21 protein-coding genes, 1 pseudogene and 1 riboswitch are annotated in these 25,238 nt (G+C 38.6%); of the genes and pseudogenes, 7 read left to right on the top strand and 15 right to left on the bottom strand.

The annotated features are described in order from the left end of the window. Window positions 1-8: 8 nt before the first annotated feature. On the bottom strand, window positions 9-3,548 hold the full coding sequence (gene mfd / locus IGJ63_RS00920; protein WP_010714993.1) for a transcription-repair coupling factor: 3,540 nt from the start codon (window positions 3,546-3,548) through the stop codon (window positions 9-11). Window positions 3,549-3,567: 19 nt separating this feature from the next. Further along, entirely contained in the window at window positions 3,568-4,134 is a 567-nt protein-coding gene (pth, locus tag IGJ63_RS00915) for an aminoacyl-tRNA hydrolase (RefSeq protein ID WP_002361556.1), read from the bottom strand. A 335-nt stretch (window positions 4,135-4,469) separates the two neighbouring features. On the opposite strand from pth, the gene IGJ63_RS00910 reads away from it, so the two are divergent. After that, complete coding sequence (locus IGJ63_RS00910) at window positions 4,470-5,453, top strand: L-lactate dehydrogenase (protein ID WP_002356251.1); 984 nt, start codon at window positions 4,470-4,472, stop codon at window positions 5,451-5,453. Window positions 5,454-5,686: 233 nt separating this feature from the next. Here the strand turns inward: IGJ63_RS00910 and IGJ63_RS00905 are convergent, their stop codons facing one another. The 5 genes from IGJ63_RS00905 to IGJ63_RS00885 all read right to left on the bottom strand — a co-directional run bounded on the left by IGJ63_RS00905 (window position 5,687) and on the right by IGJ63_RS00885 (window position 11,280). Further along, on the bottom strand, window positions 5,687-7,177 hold the full coding sequence (locus IGJ63_RS00905) for an aldehyde dehydrogenase family protein (protein WP_033625612.1): 1,491 nt from the start codon (window positions 7,175-7,177) through the stop codon (window positions 5,687-5,689). Between the two features lie 277 nt (window positions 7,178-7,454). Next, window positions 7,455-8,966: a glucosaminidase domain-containing protein gene (locus IGJ63_RS00900; protein ID WP_438745800.1), complete on the bottom strand. Its 1,512-nt coding sequence runs from the start codon at window positions 8,964-8,966 to the stop codon at window positions 7,455-7,457. Window positions 8,967-9,193: 227 nt separating this feature from the next. Beyond that, on the bottom strand, window positions 9,194-9,706 hold the full coding sequence (locus IGJ63_RS00895; protein WP_101732085.1) for a transcription repressor NadR: 513 nt from the start codon (window positions 9,704-9,706) through the stop codon (window positions 9,194-9,196). Window positions 9,707-9,716: 10 nt separating this feature from the next. Further along, a complete protein-coding gene (locus IGJ63_RS00890) occupies window positions 9,717-10,562 on the bottom strand; it encodes a chorismate mutase (protein ID WP_010823379.1) in 846 nt (281 codons plus the stop codon). 4 nt (window positions 10,563-10,566) lie between these two features. Continuing rightward, window positions 10,567-11,280, bottom strand: coding sequence for an NAD-dependent protein deacylase (locus IGJ63_RS00885; protein ID WP_438745798.1), 714 nt, complete (start codon window positions 11,278-11,280; stop codon window positions 10,567-10,569). Between the two features lie 172 nt (window positions 11,281-11,452). Here IGJ63_RS00885 and IGJ63_RS00880 point away from each other — a divergent pair, with 172 nt between their 5' ends. The 3 genes from IGJ63_RS00880 to IGJ63_RS00870 all read left to right on the top strand — a co-directional run bounded on the left by IGJ63_RS00880 (window position 11,453) and on the right by IGJ63_RS00870 (window position 14,643). Beyond that, window positions 11,453-11,749: a hypothetical protein gene (locus IGJ63_RS00880; protein WP_101732087.1), complete on the top strand. Its 297-nt coding sequence runs from the start codon at window positions 11,453-11,455 to the stop codon at window positions 11,747-11,749. Window positions 11,750-11,938: 189 nt separating this feature from the next. After that, window positions 11,939-12,113, top strand: a riboswitch (Lysine riboswitch). A 194-nt stretch (window positions 12,114-12,307) separates the two neighbouring features. Continuing rightward, window positions 12,308-13,891 carry an ABC transporter substrate-binding protein/permease gene (locus IGJ63_RS00875; RefSeq protein ID WP_101732088.1) on the top strand — a complete coding sequence of 528 codons (1,584 nt, stop codon included), beginning with the start codon at window positions 12,308-12,310 and terminating at the stop codon, window positions 13,889-13,891. A gap of 11 nt (window positions 13,892-13,902) precedes the next feature. Continuing rightward, on the top strand, window positions 13,903-14,643 hold the full coding sequence (locus IGJ63_RS00870) for an amino acid ABC transporter ATP-binding protein (RefSeq protein ID WP_002376401.1): 741 nt from the start codon (window positions 13,903-13,905) through the stop codon (window positions 14,641-14,643). A gap of 44 nt (window positions 14,644-14,687) precedes the next feature. On the opposite strand, the gene IGJ63_RS00865 is transcribed toward IGJ63_RS00870, so the two are convergent. Next, complete coding sequence (locus IGJ63_RS00865) at window positions 14,688-15,272, bottom strand: TIGR00730 family Rossman fold protein (protein ID WP_002383869.1); 585 nt, start codon at window positions 15,270-15,272, stop codon at window positions 14,688-14,690. Window positions 15,273-15,445: 173 nt separating this feature from the next. On the opposite strand from IGJ63_RS00865, the gene IGJ63_RS00860 reads away from it, so the two are divergent. From IGJ63_RS00860 to IGJ63_RS00850, 3 genes are all read left to right on the top strand, one after another. Next, window positions 15,446-15,937, top strand: a complete 492-nt coding sequence (locus tag IGJ63_RS00860) for a GNAT family N-acetyltransferase (protein WP_002376398.1) — start codon at window positions 15,446-15,448, stop codon at window positions 15,935-15,937. 90 nt (window positions 15,938-16,027) lie between these two features. Further along, window positions 16,028-17,383, top strand: coding sequence for a branched-chain amino acid transport system II carrier protein (brnQ, locus tag IGJ63_RS00855; protein WP_002383868.1), 1,356 nt, complete (start codon window positions 16,028-16,030; stop codon window positions 17,381-17,383). Between the two features lie 131 nt (window positions 17,384-17,514). Beyond that, complete coding sequence (locus tag IGJ63_RS00850) at window positions 17,515-17,826, top strand: heavy metal-binding domain-containing protein (RefSeq protein WP_002381365.1); 312 nt, start codon at window positions 17,515-17,517, stop codon at window positions 17,824-17,826. A gap of 94 nt (window positions 17,827-17,920) precedes the next feature. On the opposite strand, the pseudogene IGJ63_RS00845 reads toward IGJ63_RS00850, so the two are convergent. From IGJ63_RS00845 to IGJ63_RS00815, 7 genes and pseudogenes are all read right to left on the bottom strand, one after another. Next, window positions 17,921-19,329 (bottom strand): annotated as a pseudogene (locus IGJ63_RS00845) (IS3 family transposase). 70 nt (window positions 19,330-19,399) lie between these two features. Further along, a complete protein-coding gene (gene truA / locus IGJ63_RS00840) occupies window positions 19,400-20,149 on the bottom strand; it encodes a tRNA pseudouridine(38-40) synthase TruA (protein ID WP_002376397.1) in 750 nt (249 codons plus the stop codon). An 18-nt stretch (window positions 20,150-20,167) separates the two neighbouring features. Beyond that, a complete protein-coding gene (locus IGJ63_RS00835) occupies window positions 20,168-20,965 on the bottom strand; it encodes an energy-coupling factor transporter transmembrane component T family protein (protein ID WP_002373841.1) in 798 nt (265 codons plus the stop codon). Beyond that, on the bottom strand, window positions 20,962-21,831 hold the full coding sequence (locus tag IGJ63_RS00830) for an energy-coupling factor ABC transporter ATP-binding protein (protein ID WP_002381364.1): 870 nt from the start codon (window positions 21,829-21,831) through the stop codon (window positions 20,962-20,964). Before IGJ63_RS00830 ends, IGJ63_RS00835 begins: the two co-directional genes overlap by 4 nt. Further along, a complete protein-coding gene (locus tag IGJ63_RS00825) occupies window positions 21,807-22,646 on the bottom strand; it encodes an energy-coupling factor ABC transporter ATP-binding protein (RefSeq protein ID WP_101732089.1) in 840 nt (279 codons plus the stop codon). The genes IGJ63_RS00830 and IGJ63_RS00825 overlap by 25 nt, the downstream gene beginning before the upstream one ends. A gap of 201 nt (window positions 22,647-22,847) precedes the next feature. After that, window positions 22,848-24,023, bottom strand: coding sequence for a M20 family metallopeptidase (locus IGJ63_RS00820; protein ID WP_002359353.1), 1,176 nt, complete (start codon window positions 24,021-24,023; stop codon window positions 22,848-22,850). A gap of 15 nt (window positions 24,024-24,038) precedes the next feature. Beyond that, window positions 24,039-25,238, bottom strand: a complete 1,200-nt coding sequence (locus IGJ63_RS00815; RefSeq protein ID WP_202573291.1) for a hypothetical protein — start codon at window positions 25,236-25,238, stop codon at window positions 24,039-24,041.

Raw genomic sequence — 25,238 nt, 5'->3', positions numbered from 1 at the left:
GCCTCCTTTTAAAGGGAATCCGTTTCTTGCGAATGTTTGTATTTTTCTTGTCGCAATGCGGTTGTAAAAGTAGCAATTTCTTGAATCCAAACAGCTTCTTTACAATCTTTCGGCAACTTCAAGGAAATAGTCATTTGTTCTTTCTCAACTGCTAGATCCGCTTTTAAGCTGGTTGCCGATAACGCTTCAAACAACTGCTCCACAGAGTATGTTTTTGTGCCAATTTTACTTAACACAAACTTGACTTTTTGGTCGCGTTTACGAATACTTTCTAACAAGGCACGGTCGCCATCCATTTTGATACGGCCAGTGGTTAATAAATGCGCCACTTCGTCAGGATACTCTCCAAAGCGGTCTAACAAGTCCGCTTCTAATTCTTCGTACATATCCATATTTTCTAATTGACGAATCCGTTTATAAATTTCAATTTTTTGTCGTTCATCTGTGATGTACGTTCCTGGAATATAAGCATCAATGCCCAAATCAATTTCAACAGACGTTTTTTGGTCTTGGATATTTTTTCCTTGTTTACGAGCAACTGCCTCAGATAACATCTGTGAGTACATATCAAACCCAACCGAATCAATGAAGCCATGTTGTTGGGCACCAAGAAGGTTTCCGGCCCCTCGAATGGAAAGGTCACGCATCGCAATTTTGAACCCAGAACCTAATTCCGTAAAGTCTTTAATTGCTTCTAAACGTTTCTCACTAACTTCGTTTAGGATTTTTTGCTGTTCGTACATAAAATAAGCATAGGCCACTCGATTGCTACGCCCCACACGACCACGTAATTGATACAACGTAGATAAGCCCATGTAGTCCGCATTTTCTACAAACAAGGTATTAGCATTAGGAATATCTACTCCTGTTTCAATAATCGTTGTAGTGACTAATATATCATATTGTCCTTCAATAAAATCAAACAAAGTATTCTCGAGTTGTACTTCTGTCATTTGACCATGTGCATACGCAATTCGTGCATCTGGAACTAGTGCTTGTAACTCTTCAACTTTTCGTTCAATCGTATCTACTCGATTGTATAAATAAAAGACTTGACCATCTCGGGCCATTTCTCGCTCAATCGCTTCCCGAATCGCCCCAGGATTATTTTCCATGACATACGTTTGGATCGGATAACGATTCTCTGGTGGGGTTTCGATGACGGATAAATCACGGACACCTAACATCGACATATGAAGGGTCCTTGGGATTGGCGTTGCTGTTAACGTCAAGACATCCACTTGTGAACGCAATTGTTTTAGTCGTTCTTTATGTTTCACTCCAAACCGTTGTTCCTCATCAATAATCAACAAGCCTAAATCACTAAAGTTAATATCTTGCGACAATAAACGATGGGTACCAATCACAATATCTACTTGGCCATGTTTAATTTTTTCAATTGTTTCATTTTGCTGTTTTTTCGTGCGGAAACGACTTAATAAACCAATTTCTACAGGAAAGCCCTCAAACCGCTCTTGAATCGTTTCGTAATGTTGTTGCGCTAAAATAGTTGTTGGCACTAAAAAGGCAACCTGTTTATTGTTGCTAACAGCTTTGAAGGCCGCTCGTAAAGCCACTTCTGTTTTACCAAACCCTACATCGCCAACTAACAAACGATCCATTGGTCGAGATTTTTCCATGTCGTGTTTAATTTCGGCAGCACTACGTAATTGATCATCTGTTTCAGAATACGGAAAAGCCTCTTCAAATTCTTTTTGATACGCATCATCTGGCGGAAAAGCATAACCTTTTTCCGATTCTCTTGTCGCATAAAGTAAGATTAAATCATCCGCGATATCTTCAATTTTCGAAGCAACTTTTCGTTTGGTTTTCGTCCACTCACTGCCGCCTAGCTTGTTAATTTTCGGCGTTTTAGACTCGGAAGCAACGAACTTTTGAATCAAGTTCAATTGTGTTACTGGAATAAATAACTTGTCATCATTTTGGTACAAGATAGTCATGTAATCTTGATGAACCCCATCAACTTCTAAGGTTTCCATACCAATATATTTACCAATCCCGTGATTCGCATGAACGACATAATCGCCCGTTTTTAAGTCGCTATAACTTTTCAAACGTTCCGCATTAGAGATTGTTTGACGACGTGCCCGTTTTTTGGTCGTTGTATGAAAAATTTCTTTTTCCGTAATCGCCACGAGCTTGTTTTTAGGTAATTCAAACCCTGTTTGTAATGCACCTTGGACAATTTGGACATGCCCATCTAACAGCTGATCCCAATTGCTTACTACGCTAGGTATATCAAAGTCCTGAAATAGCTCTTCGACTTTTTGAATCCGTTCTTTCGTAGGAACAAAAACAACGACCGTTTGGTTTTGCTTTTGCCAACGGTCCACTTCCGCTTTTAGCAACGGCATTTGCCCGAAGAATTGTTGCATTGAACGATATTGAAAATTATGGACTTCTTGGAAACGAAGATTCCCCATTCCTTTTTGAAAAAGTGAAAAGAAGGTCGTATTTCGTGCAGTTTTTCGCAATTGATCATGAAAGTCTACGCCAAAAGTTTGTTCAGAAAACACGCGCATTTCTTCAATTTTCAGGGTTTGCCATTCCGCTTCCTCTCTAGCAATCTCTCGCTCCGTTTCCATCATACGAGAATAATCATCCACAAAAAGCAAACTATTTTCTGGTAAATAATCTAACAGCGTAGTTTTTTGTTGGTACAGAAAATCTGTATAATAGTGAGCATTTTCTGTAGGAATCCCTTGTTCCCAAGAAGACAGCAACTGACCAAAATATTCTTCTAAAAAATCGGTCTCCGTTTGATCTTTAGCTGTCGCTAAACGTTTTTCTAGAGCATCTTGTAACCTCATCATGCCATGATTCATATCTGACTTTGAGAACACTAAATCAGTCATTGGTGAAATCGTTACTTCTTCAAGATTTTCTAATGAACGTTGGGTATCCGCTTCAAAATAACGAATTGAGTCGATTTCAACATCAAACAGTTCCACACGAACAGGGTATTCGGCATTTAGCGGATAGACATCAATAATGCTTCCACGAATACTAAATTCGCCGGGTTTTCCGACCATCGATTGGCGTTCATAGCCCATTAACACTAAGCGTTGCGCGAGGATTTCAGGTTCTACTTCTGTCCCGATTTCCCAATGGAGTTGCGCATTTTGCCACGTTTCTTTCGTTGGCAAATATTTTCGTAGTCCAGCTACTGGCACGACCACAATTCCTGCATTCGCTGTCATCAGGAAATTTAACGCACTCACTCGATCTGCGCGCGCTTCTGGTGAAGAAAAGGCCATTTCGGCGGATAACACTTCATCTACTGGAAATAGATGAACTTGTTCTGAAGGTAAAATATTTAAAAAATCATCTACTAATTGATTGGCATAGTATAGGTTTGGGACCGCAATAACAATTTTTTGATGCGTCTTTTGTAAAGCGCCTGCCATCAGTAATGTTTTAGCAGAGCCTGATAACCCAGTAATTAGTTGGCGCGTTCCTGTTGTCATTAGTTGACTGCGCCATGATTTAGCAATTTCTGTTTGGCTAATTCGTTCGATAATATTCAAACAAGGGCCCTCCTTTCTGCTATTTTCCATTAAATTGATTCATTGTTTCAACAAACGTATGTCCTTCGCATGCATATAAAGCGGCATCGGCTGCTTTTTTTACAGCAAGTAACATCTCTTCGTGTGTTTCTTTGGGAAAAGTACTTAGTACATGGTGGATAACTGTATCATTTTTTGAGGGCCGACCAATGCCAATTTTAATTCTAGGAAAGACATTAGTTCCTAAATGGGCAATCAGACTTTTTATCCCATTGTGGCCGCCAGCACTACCTTTTTGCCGTAAACGAATTTTACCGACCTCTAAGTCTAAGTCATCATAAATAACAATCAAGTCTTCCTCATCTACCCCAAAGTAGGTCAACAACGGACCAACAGAGCGACCTGATTCATTCATAAATGTTAATGGTTTCACTAACAATACTTTCTCAGTCCCTATAAAAAACTCTGCAATATCTGCTTCAAAATTACTATTATTAAACGAAACATTCTGCCGATACGCAATTTCATCTAGCGTAATAAAGCCAATGTTGTGTTTTGTTTCTTTGTATTTACTACCGGGATTTCCCAGTCCTACGATTACTTTCATCTTTCATTCTCCTTGGATTATAAGCTTGCCAACACAAAATGGCTGGGAAGCGTATGCGCTACCCAGTTTTATTCATTATACCATAGAAATAAAAAAACTCGCAGTCTTTGAAGATTAAGAAAGATGTAAAAAAATTTTTTAGAAATTTAAATATGCGTAAGATAGTGAAATTACGCACATGTAAGAGCTACCATTTTGAAACAGGTCTGAAAACTGTATCATTTTTACAATCAAAGTTCGTGACATTTTTTACAAACCATGTTACTATCACTTTAGCAACAGGAAATAAAAACTCGTTGCTCACGAAAAAGAATGTAGAGGAAGGAATGGTACACATGACTGCAGCCGCAGGAAATAAAGATCACCAAAAAGTAATTTTAGTCGGGGACGGTGCCGTAGGTTCTAGCTATGCCTTTGCTTTAGTAACTCAGAATATTGCTCAAGAAGTTGGGATTATTGATATTAATGTACCAAAAACTGAAGGAGACGCGTTGGACTTATCTCACGCATTAGCATTTACTTCTCCTAAAAAAATCTATGCTGCTACTTATGACGATTGCCATGATGCAGACTTAGTTGTCTTAACAGCTGGCGCGCCTCAAAAACCAGGCGAAACTCGTTTAGACTTAGTTCATAAAAACTTGAAAATTAATAAAGAAATCGTTACAACAATTGTTGATTCTGGTTTCAACGGTATCTTCTTAGTTGCCGCAAACCCAGTTGATATTTTGACTTATTCAACTTGGAAATTCTCTGGCTTCCCGAAAGAACGAGTAATCGGTTCAGGAACTTCACTAGATTCTGCTCGTTTCCGTCAAGCAATTGCCGAATTAGTTGACGTTGATGCACGAAATGTCCATGCCTACATCTTAGGGGAACACGGAGATACAGAATTCCCAGTTTGGTCACATGCGAATGTCGCTGGCTTACAAATTTACGAATGGGTGAAAAATAATCCTGACGTCGATGAAGAAGCAATGGTTAATTTATTCTTCAACGTACGCGACGCTGCTTACACAATCATCGAGAAAAAAGGAGCTACTTTCTATGGAATCGCGGTGGCACTAGCGCGTATCACTAAAGCTATCCTAAACGATGAAAACTCTGTGTTACCATTATCTGTTTATTTAGAAGGTGAATATGGTCAAAACGATATTTATATCGGTGCACCAGCGATCATCAACCGCCAAGGAGTTAAACAAGTCATTGAAATTCCATTAACAGATGCTGAACAAGAAAAAATGGAAGCTTCTGCTTCTGCATTAAAAGAAGTTATTGAAACAGCTTTTGCTAAATTTGAAGCAGAAGAAGCAAAATAACTCCTTCTATAATATTCAATATTCGAAAATTAAAAACAACCAAGAGTGAACACTATTGTTACTCCGCTTTAAAGCCTGGTACAAAAATCCAAAGTGATTTTTGCACCAGGCTTTACTTTTAATTTGTTTTACTTTACTCATCACCCAATTTTTTCAAAAAATTATTGTTTTGTTTAGCTCTAAAAATAACAATAACCAAAAATAAGTTTATTATCTAAAATTCACTACACTACTTAATACAGTCCATCTGCTTCTTCTTTTGTCACAATGTAAATATTTTTCATTTGCGTATAAGCATCTAGCATTGATTTATGCGTTTCTCGACCAATTCCTGATTTTTTATAACCGCCAAATGGCGCGCCCGCAGGCAATTGATTGTATGTGTTGACCCACATCCGACCTGTCCGTACACCACGAGCAACCCGTAATGCCACATTGATATCTTGAGAAAAGACGGCGCCACCTAGGCCATATTCAGAATCATTAGCTAAACGAATGACTTCTTCTTCCGTTTCAAATTTAATCACTGTTGCAACAGGACCAAAGATTTCTTCTTGGGCCACACACATTGTATTCGTGCCGTTTGCTAATAACGTAGGAGCTAAAAATGCCCCCTTGTCTAGCCCATTTTCTGTTAAACGTTGCCCTCCAGTAATCAGCGTAGCTCCTTCCTTCACACCAATTTCGACATATTTTAAAATTTCTTCCAATTGATGCTCATTGATCTGAGCGCCCATTTCAACATCTTTTTCCCACGGGAAACCAACGTTCACTTGTTCAAATTTTTCCTTTAAAGCTTCTACAAATTGATCATAAATACCTGACTGAACGAACACACGAGACCCAGCACAACAAACTTGCCCTTGATTGAATAAAATCCCTAACTGCACGCCTTCTAATGCTCGTTCCCAATTAGCATCTTCAAAAATAATGTTGGCTGATTTTCCGCCAAGTTCTAAAGTGGCTGGAATTAGGCGGTCGGCCGCCGCTTTAGCGACAGTGTACCCCACCTCTGTTGAACCTGTAAAAGCTAACTTATCAAACCCTGGATGCGCCAACATATAATTTCCTGAATCAGAACCACGACCGGTGATTAAATTCACTACTCCTTTCGGCAAGACTTGATCAAAAATTTTAAACAATTCCAACAGACTTAATGATGTGCTCGAGGATGGATGAATCACAACAGTATTACCTGCTGCCAACGCTGGCGCTAATTTCCAAGCGCCCATTAATAAGGGGAAATTCCACGGAATAATTTGACCCACAACACCGATAGGTTCTTTCACAACAATGGATAACGTATCCTTATCAAATTCTTTGACAGACCCTTCTTCTCCACGAATCACACTAGCAAAATACCGAAAATGGTCTGCACTGGCAGGAACATCAATCGATTGCGTTTCCCGAAGCGGTTTTCCATTATCTAAAGTCTCCACCATAGCCAAATGTTCTTGATTTTCTTCAATCAAATCAGCAATTTTCAATAAAAGATTGCTTCTTGTTACAACATCAACATCTTTCCATGTCTGAAACGCTTCTTGAGCTGCTTCTACAGCTCGATCCACATCTTCATTTGTGGCATCAACAAATTCTGCTAATTTTTCGCCATTACTAGGATTGTAACTAGCAATCATTTTGTTACCACTACCTGTTGTCCACTCTCCATTAATATACAATTGATAGCTACTGGCAACTACTTGATTTATTTCTTTTTTACTCATTTAACCACCTCTTTTTTTATTTTTTGTATCCGCTTACAATTATAAGACATCTTTCACCTAAAAGTAAATGATTCTACCTAAAAAAAATATAGTTCTCGGCGACTGTTGCTAACTTATCCCGACCTGAAATCTCCTGGCAATAACTGAATGTATTAAACTTTATTGGAGAAACTTTTTGCCACAAAAAAAGCTAGCACTGAAGAATTAAAATTGCTTCTTCAGTGCTAGCTTTGATTTTTACAACTCATTCGTTCTTATTGACAAAGAGCTGATTTTTTTATTTATCCTTTGGAACGATATAGTTCATTAAATGTGTTTCATCGGCTGAGATTGTACGTGTCGAAACAACGTTTAATCCCTTCACGTTCATTTCAGAAATTAAGATGCTACCATCTTTAAAGACTTTTTCCACAAATGCGACATGACCATAAGTATTGTCTGCGCCTAAAACGCCAGCTGGGAAGGAAACCGCTGCGCCTGCTTTTGGTGTACGACTTACTTTGTACCCGCGTGCACGACCTGTTTCGCCCCAATCTTGACCATTCCCCATTGTTAAGTCCACACGTTTACCTAATTGCGTAATACGGTTGTAGACATATTGTGTACAGTTGCCCCAAGCATAACTATTAAAGGTGTCATAGTTTTTGCCATTATAGGCTGGGAAATTTGATTCCATTGGTTCAACGGTTGCTTTTTCTTTATCATAATAAGTTAAATCGTATGTTTTAATTAACGCATTTAATTTCTTATGATAATCTTTGTCCGTTGCGTATTTTCCTGTTAGGAAACGTGTCGCTTCTTTGTATGTTTTGGCTTCCGTTTTCCAGACACCATGATAGAAATCTTTATTGGAATCTAAACCATTTTTCAATAATTTCGCATAATCTTCCATTGATTCTTTATACGTTGGATATTGACGGAATTTTGCTTCTACTGTGTATAGGTTACCGAAACCATTGTCTTCATAGGTAATAAAAGAAACAGATTGACCTTTGTAATCGCCTTTAATACCAAACAAATTGTAGTTTGGTTTCTGGCTTAATTTACTATTGCCGCTGCCACTTTCTAAAATTGCTTGAGCAATCATCACACTAGCATATAAGTTTTTGTCCTTGGCCACTTTCCGAGCAGATTCACCGATTTCTTGAATAAACTCTTCTGTCTTCTTCGTTTTGCTGACCGTAAACGTCTCATCGTCTTCCACTAACCCAACCGTTTCATTTGTAACTGGTGGGACTATTTCAGGCTGCGGTGTTGACGCTGCTGGTTGTTCTACTGGCTTTTCAGCTGGCGCTGTTGGTGTCACTGGTTTCGCCGGCTGTTTTGATTCAGAAGTACTCGTGCCAGGTTTTGGCTGTTCTTTAGAAGAACTTGGTGTGGTCGACGGCGTGGTACTTGATTCAGTTGTACTTGTTGACGTAGAATCTGTGGTTGACTCTGTTGTACTCGTCGAGGTGGAGTCAATAGTCGATTCTGTCGTACTTGTGGATGTAGAATCCGTTGTGGAATCGGTCGTTTCGGTTCCTGACGTTTCCGTGGACTCCGTGGTTGCAGATTCACTTGATTCGGTTGAACTTTCTGTTTCAGTTGTTGATTCTTCTGTCGCTTCTGTTGTTTCACTAGTCGCTGTCGTTTCAGTGGCTTCAGCAGTTGTTGCTTCTGCGGTTGTTTCTGCGACAGAACTATTTTCAGCTACCAAGTTATTACCTTCTGCAAATGCACCTACTGGCATTGATGAACCTAAAAGTAATAAGGTAGAGAACAGGGCAAATTGTTTTTTCATACTCATTCTCCTTTTTTATTTTTCTCCATTTATTTTTATGTACCAACATATATAATTGACATAGTTATTGTTTAAATGGCTCCTTTTTTAATAGTATACTGTTTCATAAAAAATTTCTAGCAAAAAGTTAAAAAAATAGAAGAAAATTCACAAATTCTTCTATCTTTTTTGGTAATTTTCTAAGAAAAAAAAGAAAGGGCTTGAACAAACATCAATGTCCTCTCTTTTTCTCGTTATCCTTCAAACAAAATACTTTTTTTTCGAAGTGCCTCTTTGATTTCTTGGAAAGTTTCTTCGTCTGCACAGCGAATAGTATGCAGATGGACGCCTCCTGTTAAAACTGATAGTAATGTAGCATGCTCTTTTTGATACTTGTCCATAAATTTATCAATATCTTTCTCTGATTGAATGCGTAAACTGCCAATTAATTCCCCATAAAGCGGATGTGCAATACTCACATCTACCACTTCTCCACCTTTGGCAACAATGACTGACAATTCTTCTCTCGTTTGTTCAGGCGTATGTTGACAAGCAATTTTCCGCTCAATTCCTTCTAAAGGTTGTTCCAACATATACCCTCGAGCTGTTGCGACAATTTCGACCCCTGTCGCCCGTAATAGAGCGACATCTCCTACAATAATTTGTCTGCTGACATCAAAAGCTTTTGCAAAACGAGTGGCACTAATTGGCTTTTCGGTCTCTCTTAATCTTTTAACAATCGCTCTTCTTCTGATTTCTCCATCCACAACCTTCGCCTCACTCTCCTAAATGTTTTTCTTGGAAACGTTTAGAGGCGTCCATAATTCCCTGGAAAGTCTCAGATAATGTTTCTTCATAATCGGCATTTTCAACATGATTCAGAATAGTTTCTAATACTTGTTGTTCTCTTTCAGAATCAAAAACCGCATGACCTGCTTTCTTTTTCACTGCAGCAATCTCTGCGACGACATCCATCCGCTGTTCTAATAAACGGACCAGTTCCTTATCGATTTGGTTAATCTTTGCTCGTTGTTGTTCTAAAGAAGTTGTTGGGGCGTCATCTTCAGTCAATTCTTTAATTATCCGTGCTGGATTACCTGCGATCACACAGTTTTCTGGGAACGATTTGGTCACAACAGCACCTGCTGCCACCACTACATTATCACCTAATGTTACGCCAGGAAGGACAATCGCTCCACCGCCAATCCAAACATTGTTGCCAATGATAATTCGTTTCCCTGATTCCATTCCGCTATTACGCTTGGCTGCTTGTAATGGATGCTCGGCTGTATAGAGTTGCACATTGGGGCCAAACATACAGTTATCGCCAATTTCAATTGGACAAACATCTAAAAAAACGTTATTAAAATTGGCATAGAAATTTTTTCCCACAGAAATGTTGTAGCCGTAATCAAATTGAATCATCGGTTCGATGTACGTCCCGACACCCACTTTTCCAAATGTTTCTTCTATTAATTGACGACGAATATAAGTGTCTGGTTGTTGGTTAATTAACGCCATTTGTTCACGGGCTTTTTTGCGATCGGCCACTAATTCAGGATCTGAGGCAAAATATAGTGCACCTGCGATCATTTTTTCTTTTTCTGATTTAAATTCTTCCATTCCGTTACTCCTTTATCGTTAATTCTGCAAATATCGTTTCGGCTTTCGCTTCTAAAAAATAATAAGGTTGTTGTAAAAATAGCGGCGTTTGATTAATGGCTAAAATAGCTGCCGTTGGTTGTTTATAATGAATCAAATCGCAAAATGGATGCACTTGAAAACTCGTGCCGACAATCACGATTAAGTCGGCAGAAGTAACGGCCTGAATGGCTTTTTCGATTGCCTCTTCGGATAAGCCTTCTTCATACAAAGTAATAGCTGGACGGATTTGTCCATGACAGTCTGCGTGCCGATCACTAAGTAAATAGTCTTGCCAAGGAACCGTTGTACCACAAGTTTGGCAATAACATTCATATAAATTACCGTGAAAGTCCACCACTTCTTGGCTACCTGCTTTTCGATGAAGCCCATCAATATTTTGTGAAACAATTTTTCCCCGTTTCATTTGCTCTAATTGTGCCATTTTCTGGTGAATGATATTAGGTTGTGCGTCTGGATGATAGAGCGTTTTAACGAATTGATAAAACTTTTCTGGCTCTGTTTTTAAGCAAGTCCGGCTCAATAAGTATTCCGGTTGCTGGATTCCTTGATAGACACCTTTTAAGGAACGATAATCTGGCACACCTGAGGCTGTCGAGATACCCGCACCTGTTAAAAATGTGATTTTTTGTTGGGTTGCCAACCAATGAATTGCCTCGGCTTGCGTGATATCTTGCATATCGATTCAGCTCCTAATCTTCTATATTATAACGTATTTTAACATTAGCACCAAAAGTTTTTCCACTTTTTGAAAACTTCTTACCTATATATTGATTTATCTTGAAAGAGTTTGTGACAAATTTCTCAACTCGTGGTAAAATATGCATGAGTAAAAGTGAGGTGAAACAACAATGGTCGCATTTATTATTTATTGGGCTGCAATTATTGCCTGCATCGCTTGGGGCGTTTTAAGCATTTGGTTCTCTGTTTTTTATCTTTCTCGTAAAGAAAACGGAAATCTTTGGGCTTTTGCGTTCTTCAACGTTATCGCTATTATCGCCTTAGCAATTGTTTTATTAGTTTACAAAACTTGGGATTTCGGTATCTTAACTTACTCAAGTCTAATTTATACAATTTTAGCTTCTTTAGGTGTATTGACTGTTCTTCAAGCTATTTTAGGTCATGAACCAAAAGCTGTCAAAGCTTAAGTAAAAAGCAACTGTTCCTTTAGGAATGGTCGCTTTTTTCGTATTAGTTTCTATTTCGTAGGGAAAATGTTACGCTAATTTCATGGTGTTTGTGTCCTCTTGATAAATTCCTTTGCTGGAACATATTGACTTTCTTCTGGATTTATCCTAAAATTAATAACTGAATTTAATAACTGAATAGTGCCTCAAAAAAGAGGTAGAGGTCGCGGTTTTTATTACGCTTATGGAGTGAGAGGACACTGGGAAGCAAGTTTAGGATCAATCGCCGAAATGCATAACGGAGCCTCTTCTGTTGTGTGTTGGGACGTAAGTTAAGAGCTTGCGGACTGTCTTAGTAGTGATGCTAAGTTGTGCTATGTTTCGTTGAGGAATTTTTTTCGACATTACCTAGCGACCTTACATCTGTTTGGTTGTTTTTTTGTATTCAAAAATAGGTTGTGACAGAAGTATTCTCCTTTAAAAAGACAGAATCGCTTTTGCTCAGCTGATTATCAAAGCTTGTTGATTGAAAAAAGACAAAACGATCAATCAGACAAGAAATTTAAAGGAGAGAAAAAGATGAACAAAAAAGTTTTTTCATTCAGTCTACTACTTGTCACGCTATTTTCGTTACTTGGCATGACAACCAACGCTTCGGCGGAGGAAAATGGTGAATTTCGTGTCGGCATGGAAGCTGGCTACGCCCCTTTTAACTGGTCACAGAAAAATGACGCACATGGCGCAGTGCCTATTCAAGGCAACTCTTATGCAGGCGGCTATGATGTTCAAGTTTCTAAAAAAATTGCCGATGGTTTAGGTCGTAAATTAGTAATCGTCCAAACCAAATGGGACGGCTTGGCGCCCGCCTTACAATCTGGAAAAATTGATGCCATTATCGCCGGAATGAGCCCAACCGCTGAACGAAAAAAAGAAATTGCTTTTACAAACCCTTATTATGAATCACAATTTGTCGTAATTGTAAAAAAAGATGGCAAATACGCTAATGCAAAAAGCTTGAAAGATTTAGCTGATGCTAAAATTACGGCTCAACTAAATACATTCCACTACGGATTAATTGATCAAATTCCAAATGTCAATAAACAGCAAGCAATGGATAACTTTTCAGCTATGCGAACAGCACTTGCTTCTGGCATGATTGATGGGTATGTTAGTGAACGCCCTGAAGGCATAACAGCAACTAGTGTCAATAAAGAATTAAAAATGTTAGAATTTCCAAAAGAAAATGGCTTTGATGCTAGCGCTGAAGACTCACAAGTAGCAGTCGGCATGCGTAAAGGCGATCCTGACATTGAAAAAGTAAACAAAATTTTAGCAGGTATTTCTCAAGATGAACGGACAAAAATTATGGACCAAGCAATCAAGGATCAACCTGCAGCAACAGATAGTGATGAACAAAAAACAGGACTTATTAACGATTTCAAAAATATTTGGAATCAATATGGCGACATGTTTTTACGTGGTGCTGGTTTAACGCTATTTATCGCGTTAATTGGGACGGTCGTCGGAACAACCCTTGGTTTACTAATTGGTGTCTTCCGTACAATTCCAGATTCTGAAAACCCAGTCGCTCGTTTCTTCCAAAAATTAGGAAATTTAATTCTTTCTATTTATATTGAAGTTTTCCGTGGTACACCAATGATGGTTCAAGCAATGGTTATTTTCTATGGTTTAGCTCTAGCTTTTGGCATCTCTTTAGACCGAACAGTGGCCGCACTATTTATCGTTTCTGTGAATACTGGTGCCTATATGTCTGAAATTGTTCGCGGAGGTATTTTCGCAGTAGATAAAGGACAATTCGAGGCAGCACAAGCGATTGGGATGACCCATGGACAAACAATGCGTAAAGTCGTTATTCCCCAAGTATTACGTAATATTTTACCTGCAACAGGGAATGAATTTGTCATTAATATCAAAGATACGGCCGTGTTAAGTGTTATCGGTGTCGCAGATTTATTCTTCCAAGGGAATGCTGCTTCTGGCGCAAACTTCCAGTTCTTCCAAACCTTTACAATTGTCGGCATCATGTACTTGGTAATGACTTTTGTGATTACACGAATCTTACGTGTTGTGGAACGTAAAATGGATGGCCCTTCTGCTTACGTTAAAGTAGAAGAATTAACTGAAGAAGGAAAAGAAAGCTAGGAGGCAAACAAATGAGTGCAATTATTGAAATTGAACATTTACGAAAAAGCTTTGGCGAAAACGAAGTATTAAAAGATATCAATATGAACGTCAATAAAGGAGAAGTTGTCACCATTATCGGTTCTTCTGGTTCTGGTAAATCAACGTTACTACGTTGTATTAATTTGTTAGAAAAACCAACAGATGGCAAAATCATCTATAATGGTAAAAATGTTTTAGAACGTGGTTATAGTTTGCCCAAATATCGGACCCATTTAGGTATGGTTTTCCAATCATTCAATTTATTTAATAATATGAATGTCTTAGAAAATTGTACTTCTGGTCAGATGACTGTCCTAAAAAGAAACAAAGAAGAAGCCAAAAAAATTGCCTTAGAAAATTTAGAAAAAGTTGGCATGGCTCGTTTTATTGATGCCAAACCTGCTCAATTGTCTGGTGGACAAAAGCAACGGGTAGCCATTGCTCGAGCATTATCAATGGATCCAGATGTTTTACTTTTCGATGAACCAACTTCTGCATTGGATCCTGAAATGGTTGGCGAAGTGCTAAAAACGATGAAAAATCTTGCCCATACAGGGCTAACAATGGTGATTGTAACACATGAAATGGAATTTGCGCGGGACGTATCCGATCGTGTTATTTTCATGGATAAAGGTGTCATTGCCGAAGAAGGGACCGCTGAAGATATTTTTATCCATCCAAAAGAAGCTCGGACAAAAGAGTTCTTACATCGGATTTTAACGAAAAACTAGTAAAAAAGAGGCAGTCATTCTGGTTAGAGTGACTGCCTCTTTTGTTATTTTTTGTATTGACGAATCATTGGCGGTTCATAGGAATCAATAAATGCACCAATTTCTTCTAAGGAATCTGAAATGAAAATTTTAGCTCGATCCGCTTCTGTTAAGAAACTAGTTTCTACCATTTTATCAAAAAAAGCAGCTAATAAATCATAGTAACCATTCACGTTGTATAAAATACAAGGATTCATATGTTCACCGACTCGGCCCCAAGAGATCACCTCGCTAATTTCTTCTAGCGTGCCGGGCCCACCGGGTAAAGCTAAATATACATCTGCCAATTCAATCATCTTTTTCTTACGCGCATGCATATCGCTAACTGTATGCATCTTTGTAATGCCATTATGTGCAATCTCCCGCTCCATTAAAAAAGTGGGCATAACACCAATTACCTCTCCACCTTCTGCTAAAAGCGTGTCAGCCACCGTACCCATTAGACCAACATTGCCACCGCCATAAACTAGATCATAGTGATTTTCTTTCATCCAAGCGGCTAACGCTACTGCAGCTTGCTGATAGATTGGCTCATTCCCCAGACTGGCGCCACAATATACTGCCATTTTTTTCACAAACATACCCTCCATTTAGATAGATTCTTTTTTACCATCTATCCTCTGGTAGCTATGGTAGCATATTTTGATTTTCTCGAAAAGGTGCAGCCATTTTTCTTTTCGTTTTAAAAGTATTTGAATTTTCAGACAATAAATGCTATAGTCTTTTTATATTTTAAAATTTCAGAAAAAGGAGCCCTATTATCTTGTCTACCTCACTCACTATTCGCTTAGTTGCCGAAGCCGATTGGCCCGCATTACATGCCTTGGACCAAATCATTTGGACAAAAAAGAATACCCCTGCCGAGATACAACCACTCTCGCTTGCGGCATATCAAGAAAAAATGAAAGATGAAACGATTTTTGTTGCCATCAGCGGACAACAACTCGCTGGATTTATTGAAGTCCATCCGCCCACTTCGTTAGCAGCTCATCAAAAACAATGGCTACTAAGTATTGGCGTTTCGCCAGATTTCCAAGGCCAAGGGATTGGTGGTTCTTTGTTGTCGTATGTCAAAGAGATGGCCCAGATAAGCGGGATTCATAAGCTGAGTTTGCGAGTAATGGCTACCAATCAAGAAGCCATTCGATTCTATGAAAAACATGGTTTTGTGCAGGAAGCACATTTTAAAGAAGAATTTTATATAAATGGACACTATTGTGATGATTATCAGTATGCTTATTTCATAGAAAAATAAGAAAACCAATGTTTTCTATAAAAACTGGTTGCTCTCTGTTTCTTCTTCTGTTATTTTAAATAATAAGACAATATTAAGGAGTGTGAATCTATGCAAAAAAAGTTAGTTTGGCGTGATTATCTATACGTTGGTTCAATGTTATTCGGTTTGTTTTTCGGTGCTGGAAATTTAATTTTCCCTGTACATATGGGACAAGAAGCGGGGGCTTCCGTCTTTTTAGCAAACTTGGGCTTCTTAGCCACTGGAATTGGCTTACCTTTTCTTGGTGTCATTGCTATGGGTGTTTCTAAAAGTTCAGGTGTTTTTGACTTAGCTTCTCGGATTAATCGTCGTTATGCTCTTATTTTTACCTTACTATTATATTTAACGATTGGTCCTTTCTTTGCTTTACCAAGGTTAGCAACTACTTCTTTTGAGATTGGTCTTGCACCATTTGTCCCTAAAGACTTGCAATGGCTGGTTCTTGCTGGTTTTTCCGCATTATTTTTCTTAGCTGTTTGGCTCTTCTCTAGAAAGCCAAGTAAAATCTTAGATTATGTGGGTAAATTTTTAAATCCGTTATTTTTAGCATTGCTAGGAATTTTGATTGTTTTAGCCTTTGTAAAACCATTAGGTCATGTGGCCAGTGCCGCTGTTGGTGAAAATTATATTTCAAGTCCTTTTTTTAAAGGATTTACAGAAGGTTATAATACGTTGGATGCTTTAGCTTCATTAGCTTTTGGGATTGTTGTCGTTTCCACTTTACGAAATATGGGCGTCGAAAAACCAGGAGATATCGCTAAAGGAATGATTAAATCAGGTGCTTTCAGTGTTGTATTGATGGGGATTATCTATACCTTACTTGCTTATATGGGAACAATGAGTATCGGGGCTTTTCCAATCAGTGAAAACGGCGGGATTGCCTTAGCCCAAATTGCTAATTACTATTTAGGCCTACCAGGGAGTATTTTACTGGCTTTTATCGTAGTTCTTGCTTGTTTAAAAACTGGTATCGGCTTAAGCACAGCCTTTTCTGAGACTTTTGAAGAAATGTTTCCGAAAGTTTCCTATCAAAAATTCTTGGCAATTGTTGTTATTTTACCAGCTATTTTTGCAAATGTCGGCTTAACCAACATCATTCAATTTGCCGTTCCAGTCTTGATGTTCCTTTATCCATTGGCGATTACTTTAATGCTTTTGGTAATCATCAGTCCTATTTTCAAACATCGACGGGAAGTCTATCAAGCAACGACCTATATCACATTGATTGCTGCTGTTTTAGATGCATTAAATAGCGCGCCTACCTTTATCAAAGATACGGCGTTTGTAACAACGCTTTTAGAAAAAGCCGGCCAATACTTACCATTGTTCACTATTGGCATGGGCTGGGTCGTTCCAGCAACGGTTGCTTTTCTAATTAGTTGGGTTTGGGTCATGATTTCTAAAAAAGATCCTATTCTTGATTAATTATTACTAAAACGGCACTAGAAAAATGCGGAAGCGCATCTTTTCTAGTGTCGTTTTTATGTATATTCGTTGTACCAAACTCTTGACTATGGTAAATTGAAGTTACCAACAAGTACTGGAGGAAATTGCCCATGTTAGTTACAACAACCGAGAGAATTAGCGGTCAAGAATATGAAATTATTGGAGAAGTTTTCGGGTTAACCACACGTTCTAAAAATATGTTTAAAGATTTAGGTGCTGGACTAAAAAGCGTAGTTGGCGGTGAAATCAAAGGTTACACTGATATGCAACGAGAAGCACGCGACCAAGCAATCGAACGTTTAAAAGCAGAAGCCTCTAAATTAGGTGCAGATGCCGTTGTGATGATGCGTTTTGATTCTGGCACAATTGGCACAGATATGCAATCTGTCGTGGCTTACGGAACAGCTGTTAAATACATCTAAATTTTGCAACTAAAAAGACGCAGACCTTTTCTTGTAAGTGTAGCGACCCCAAAAAGTTAGACTTTTTATAGAGTGGATTTTTCCACTCTATTTTTTATGCAGTTTTTTGATTGAATTGTCGAAATTCTACTGGGCTTTTCCAGTTAAGTTTTTCTTTGATTCGGTGATGATTGTAATAATAAATGTAGTTCTCAATTGCTTCTCTCAATTCATTTTGACTTTGATAGATTTTTCCATAGTACACTTCTTGTTTTAGGATACTGAAGAAATTCTCCATAGGAGAATTATCTAAACAGGTTCCTTTTCGAAACATACTTTGAAAGATATTATTGTCCTTTAATGTTTGTATATAGACATTCATTTGATAAGCCCAGCCTTGATCAGAGTGAAAGGTGCGCCGATAGGGACAATCATTTGTTTGAGAAATTGCTTCTTTCAGACCTTCCATAACTGTTTTACCATTTGGTTGAGTAGAAAGGCTATAGCTTAGAATTTCACTATTATACATATCCATAAATGGATCTAAGTATAGTTTTTTCTGACGAAAGATGCCTGCGTTATCTGCTTCAAAGTACTTAAATTCAGTTGTATCAGTTGTAATTTTTTGATGAGGAACAGAGGTTTTAAATCGGCGACGAATCAAATTTTTAGCGATTTTACCAACGGTTCCTTTATAGGAATTATATTTTCTGGATTTCTTAGTAAAAGCTTTGACTTGTAACTTTAACTTTTGTATTAATCGCTGGACTTTCTTTTTATTCACTTGAAATCCACGTCGTTTCAATTCTTGGGTCATCCTTCTATAGCCATAATGTTGATGTTTTTTACGAATCGCTTGAATTTCTTCTTCAATGATTTGTGTTGAAGCTGTTCTGTCGAGGCGTTTTTGCCAGTACATGTAAGTAGATTTTGGAAACCTTAGGGTTTCCAAAATATCTTTTAATCGAAAGTGTCTTCGGAGACTGTGAATGATTCGTGCGATTCGTTCATTTTTTGTTCGTCCTCTAAACGCAGTCTCCTCAATTCTTTTAAATAGGCATTCTCAATTTTTAACATTCTATTTTCTTTTTCTAGTTTCTCTACTTGAGATCGTTCACTTGGTAATGGTTGGCTTTCCTTTTGTTTCTTCTTAGGCATGGTAGGTGGACGTCCTTTCTGTTTAGAGAGTCCTTCTATACCAAACTTCTGATACGTTCTAAGCCAATTCGCAATCAATGATGGATTGTTCATTTTTAGAAGATTAGCTACTTCTTGATAGGACAACTCTGTTGTTAAATATAACTCTATCGCATCTAGCTTAAATTGAACAGAGTAATTCTTATTTTTTTGACTGCGAAGTAGGCCTTCTTCACCAAGTTCTTTATAGGCATTTATCCATTTGCTTATTTGAGAACTATCTTTAAACCCATACTTCTTTGCGAGAAACCTTAGACCTCCTTGACCAGATAAGTAGTCATGAACAAGTTTAAGTTTAAGTTTAAATTCAAAACTGTATTTTGCCATACAAAAAAACCCCCAAAAGTTAGATTTCTAGGTCTAACTTTTGGGGGTCGGCTCAAAGGTCTACGTCTTTTTATTTTTCATATTTCACTTCTGCTAAATACAATCCTTCTGGATGAGCAGTCGGACCTGCTAAATTTCGATCTTTGGCTGCGATAATTGCTGGAATCGCGGTTGGTTCCAGCCGCCCATTGCCGATTTTCAATAGCGTACCAACTAAAATCCGAATCATTTTGTACAAGAAACCATCGCCCCGAAAAGTGAATGTTAATTCATCCCCCGTTTCATTGACATGAACACTGGCTTCATGAATAGTTCGGACTTTATCTTCTACTGAACTTCCTGAGGCACAGAAAGAGGTAAAATCATGGGTACCTAATAAATCAGGTAAAGCTTGTTGGATTTTTTCGAGATCAATGGGATACGGAAAATAACTGGCATAAAAACGTCGAAATGGACTTCGTGGTTTGCCAATGTCCACTTTAAATTGATAGGTTTTTTCGATCACGTGATAACGTGCATGAAAGTCTTCTGAAACACGTTCCACGCTTCGCACAGCAATGTCTTCGGGTGTTTGTGTGTCTAACGCAAAGCGCATTTTTTCCAACGGACGTTCCTGCGGATAATCAAAGTGAATCACTTGGCCCATTGCATGAACACCTGCATCTGTTCGTCCTGAACCAAAAACCGTCACGGAGCGTCCGTTATTCATGCGTGCTAACGTTTTTTCTATTTCTTCTTGAACGGTACGCTCATTAGGCTGCTTTTGAAAGCCATGAAAATGAGTGCCATCATAGGCAATGATTGCTTTATAGCGGGGCATAATTTTTCTTCACCTTTTCTAAGTTCTTAATACAAATAAGCCAATGGTTAACAAGACAAAGCCAAACATTACTATTGTATCTCGTAGGTGCCAATGAAGAATGCGGTATTTCGTCCGTCCTTCACCGCCTTGATAACCTCTTGCTTCCATGGCAGTCGCTAAGTCTTCCGCACGATTAAAACTACTTACGAAAAGCGGAATCAAAAGTGGAACAATAGCTTTCATTTTTTGAAGTAAGTTTCCTTCACCAAAATCAACACCACGGGCACGTTGGGCATTCATAATCTTTTCCGTTTCATCCATTAATGTTGGGACAAAACGTAAGGCAATTGATAACATCAATGAAACTTCATGAACTGGAAATTTCACCACACGAAGTGGGCGTAACAAATATTCAATCGCATCTGATAACTCTAATGGTGCCGTCGTTAAAGTTAATAACGTTGACATGAAAATAATTAAAACAAAACGACAGAAAATAAATAGCCCATTCGTCACACCAAACTGGGTAATGGAAATAATTCCCCACTGAAAGTACACCTCTCCCCCTTGTGTAAACAAGGTTTGAAGAGCCACAGTAAACAGAATTAGCCATAATAATGGCCGAACACCGCGGATAAAGAAGCGGGCGCTGATTTTTGATAATGAAATAGCAAAAGCAGTAAAGGCTGCTATTAAAACATAACTCTGCCAATTATTTGCTAAAAAGATAATTCCAATAAAATAAAAACTAGCTAATAATTTTGCACGCGGATCTAAACGATGGATAAAAGAATCGCCTGGAATATAACGCCCAAAAATCAATTTATTCATCATTTTGCCTCACCTGCTTCCTGCATTTTTTTCAGAAGCTGATCGGCTAATTGATCGGCCGTTAATGGTAATTGCTCAAAAGAAAAGCCTTTTGCCACTAATTTTTCAGCAAATTCGGCTGCAGTTGGCACGCCTAATTGTTTTTCTTTCAGCCATTGTGTCTCTTGAAACACTTCTTGTGGTGCTCCCGCTCGGACGATTTGTCCTTTTTCTAAAACAATCACATGATCTGCGTAATTAGCCACGTCATCCATCAAATGTGTCACTAAAACGATGGTCATATTATGTTCCTTATGCAGACGACTAAACATCTCCATCATTTCTTTACGACCCTTAGGATCCAAACCAGCGGTCGGTTCGTCTAATACTAAGACTTCTGGTTCCATCGCTAGCACACCAGCAATTGCGACACGGCGCATTTGGCCACCTGATAACTCAAACGGAGAATGTTGTAAGTATTTTTCATCTAAGCCGACTAAATCAAGCATTTTCTTAGCTAACTTTTTCGCTTCTTCGTCTGAAACACCAAAATTTTTCGGTCCGAAAGCGATGTCTCGCTCCACTGTTTCTTCAAACAATTGTGCTTCTGGAAATTGAAAAACGATCCCAACTTTTTTACGAATTGGTTTTAAATTCTTATTATCAGTTTCTGGCGTAATCACACGCTCTCCAATTGTCACTTGGCCTTTAGTTGGTTTCACCAAAGCATTCAAATGTTGTAATAACGTTGATTTGCCACTGCCAGTATGTCCGACAATCGCTGTATAAGAGCCGTCTTGAATCGTTAAATTAATATCGAATAATGCCCGTTGCTCAAAAGGAGTATTGGGTTGGTAAGTAAAATCTACTTGTTTAAAACGGATGTCCATAACCAATCCACCATCCCTTCTTCTGTTAAATAATTCGTTGGCACAACAACGCCACGCTCTTTCAAAGCTACTTTTAATTTTTCAGGAAACGGTAAATCCAAGCCCATTTCAACAAGCGCTTCTCCTGCAGAAAAAATCTTTTCTGGTGTTCCTTCGTTTGTCAATTGTCCTTGGCGCATCACTAAAATACGATTCGCATTAGCCGCTTCATCAATATCGTGGGTAATAGAAATAACTGTTAAATTGCTTTCTTCTTTAATCTTTTGAATGGTAGCAATCACTTCTGCACGACCTTCTGGATCTAACATACTTGTCGCTTCGTCTAAAATAATAATATCTGGTCGCAAAGCAACCACACCAGCAATAGCTACTCGTTGTTTTTGGCCGCCAGATAGCCGAGCAGGTTCTCGCTTGGCAAAATCTAACATACGAACCCGTTCTAATGCATCGTGAACACGTTCGACCATTTCATCACGCGGAATACCTTGATTTTCTAAACCAAAAGCCACATCGTCTTCGACTGTTGAACCGACAAATTGGTTATCTGGATTCTGAAAGACCATTCCTACCATACACCGGATATCCCAGACGTTTGCTTCATTTAATTCTTTGCCGCCAACTTTGATAGTCCCAGCAGCTGGCAGTAACAGACCATTGATCGTTTTGGCTAACGTTGATTTACCAGAACCATTATGGCCAATAATAGCGACCCATTCGCCTTGTTGAATGGAAAAAGACACATCTTTTAAAGCGGGAGAAGCATCTTCTGGTTGATAATTAAATTGGATATTATTTAGTTCAATGATTGGTTGCATCGCGTACTCCCTCAATCTATTTATTCTTTCTAACACTACCAAAAAAGTAGCGTTTTTTCAATCATCTGTTCTGATTCTTCACACTATTTTTTATTATACCAAAAGAACGGTCATTATGGGAGCTCTTATCTGTCTTGACAGGTCTATTTTTCATAAAAATAACTTCTTGTTCTCATAAAACAAGAAGTTACTGATTTTCTTTTAAAAATGCGTCTTCAAATATTCAAACGCATATTGGGCATATAACTCAGCACCCATTGCCATCGCATCTTCATCAATATTGAAACGACCATGGTGATGTGCCCATTCCGTATCTTTCTCTGGATTACCACTTCCCACTAAGGCAAAACAACCAGAAGCATGTTCAGTATAATAACTGAAGTCTTCACCACCGGTTGTCGGCTCTTCTTGTCTTAAGGCCGCTTCACCAAAATTTTCCTTAATTAGTGTTTGAGCAAACAAGGCATCTTGCTCATCATTAATCACTGGCAACGTTCCATATTGATAATCTAACGAAGCCGTCCCACCGTAAATAGCGGCTGTTTGTTCCGCATAGCGTTGCAGCGCCTGTTCTACTCGATTACGCGTTGCTACACTAAAGCAACGAACCGTTCCTTCTAAACGTGCATTCTCAGCAATCACATTAAAACGGGTCCCCACATCCATCCGTCCAATCGTGACAACTACTGGATCTAAAGGATCTGTCTCCCGAGAAACAATCGTTTGCAGATTCATCACGAAAGAAGAAGCTATGACTGCCGCATCAATACAAGCGTTTGGCATGGCACCATGGCCACCACGGCCTTTAAAATCAACAGAAAAAATATCTGCGGATGCGAAACTTGAGCCCACTCGACACGAAGCGGTTCCTACAGGCATTTGTGACCAGATATGTAAGCCAAATACATCATCAACACCGGTCATTGCGCCTTGCGCAACCATTGCTTTAGCACCTTGCGCATTTTCTTCAGATGGTTGAAAAATTAACCTTACTGTTCCCTGAAGTTCTTCTTGGATTTCTTTTAATACTTTAGCTGCTGTTACTAACATCGCGGTATGGGAATCATGCCCACATGCATGCATCTTGCCAGCTTCTAAAGATTTATAAGCTAAATCTTCATTTAATTCCTGTACAGGTAAGGCATCCATATCCGCCCGCAGCGCAACCACTCGGCCTGGTTTGCCGCCCACAATTTCAGCAATTAAACCCGTCGGTTCTGTTTTGCGATAAGTAATTCCTAATTGATCAAGAACTGCCGCGACTTTTTCTGTCGTTCGAAATTCTTCAAATTGTAATTCTGGATGTTGGTGTAAATCCCGTCGAAAAGCAATCATTTCTTGTGCATGCTGCTTGACTAGTGCTTTGATTTTTTTCATACTTACGCCCCGTTTCTACAAACTTAATAAAATACTTGAAAAAATACCCGCTAAAATAACCGAAACAATGGTGACTGTTACGAAACCTGCCACTAACATCGGTGGCATTAAATGGCTCGTTAAAGCTGCCTGTTCTTGTTCATCTTCTGTCAATGATTGAATCACTTCATTCGTAATAATATAATCGGCTGGAAAGCCATATAAAGCTGTCAACGAAACAGCGAATGCCATCTCTTTACTCACACCTAATACACGACCAACAATTGCTGAAAAGATGTACATCCCGATAACACCAATCACAATAATCCCAATCATTGGTAAAAATAAATCCATCAACATTTCAGGTGTGGCTTGTTTTAAGCCATCAAAGACAAAAAGCATTAACCCTAAAATCGCAAAACCAAAGCTATTTGCTTTCTGCAATGGTTGCTTTTCTAAAAAGCCTAAAGACGTTGCAATCACGCCAAAACATAAACACAGCACAAAAGGACTAATCGTCACAAACGGTGCCGTCCACACAGAAACATAATAAGCGAGTGTGGCAACTAAGGCTAAACGTAAAATTCGTGAATAATCTGTATGATATCGTTTGGGTACTTTTTCAAATAGTTTAGGCACATCTGGTTCTGCTCCTGTTTCTTGCCCCTCTTGTTCATGAACTGGCTGCCATGTCCCTGCTCGATATTCTTGAAGCTTCCGCTTTCCTTCTTTTTTTAGAACAATTGAAGTTAAGGGATAACCAGCAAACCCTTGAATGACATAAATTAAAATTGCCAAAACTGAAAGTGAGGCTAAACCAGCTGATTGAGCCGCTTCTGACATTACTAATGAAGAAACTAAACCTCCTACTAACGGCGGGATTGCAACTAAAACTGTTTTTAAGTCAAAAACAAAAGTCCCTACAGCTAATAACAAGGCAATAATCCCCAGAATACCTGACAAAGCAATCACAATCGTTTTCCATTGATTAACCAATTCTTTAACAGAGAGCAGAGTGCCCATATTAGTAATCAACAGATACATTAATAAAGTGGCAACCACTGTAGGAATCCCTGCCACTTCCACAATATTTTGTGGAAAAATAGTCCAATAACCAAAAATAAATAAAACACCACAAACAAAAACAGATGGAATCCAAGCTTTTGTTTTGATAGAAACTACATCACCAATGTATAAAATAACCATCAGCAACGAAAAAGCAAACATTTGCGACAT

This window comes from Enterococcus sp. DIV1375a (genome assembly GCF_051712205.1).
GTDB lineage: Bacteria > Bacillota > Bacilli > Lactobacillales > Enterococcaceae > Enterococcus > Enterococcus faecalis.
The sequence above is the reverse complement of the archived record's forward strand: the minus strand, read 5'-3'. Positions and strand labels throughout refer to the sequence as shown.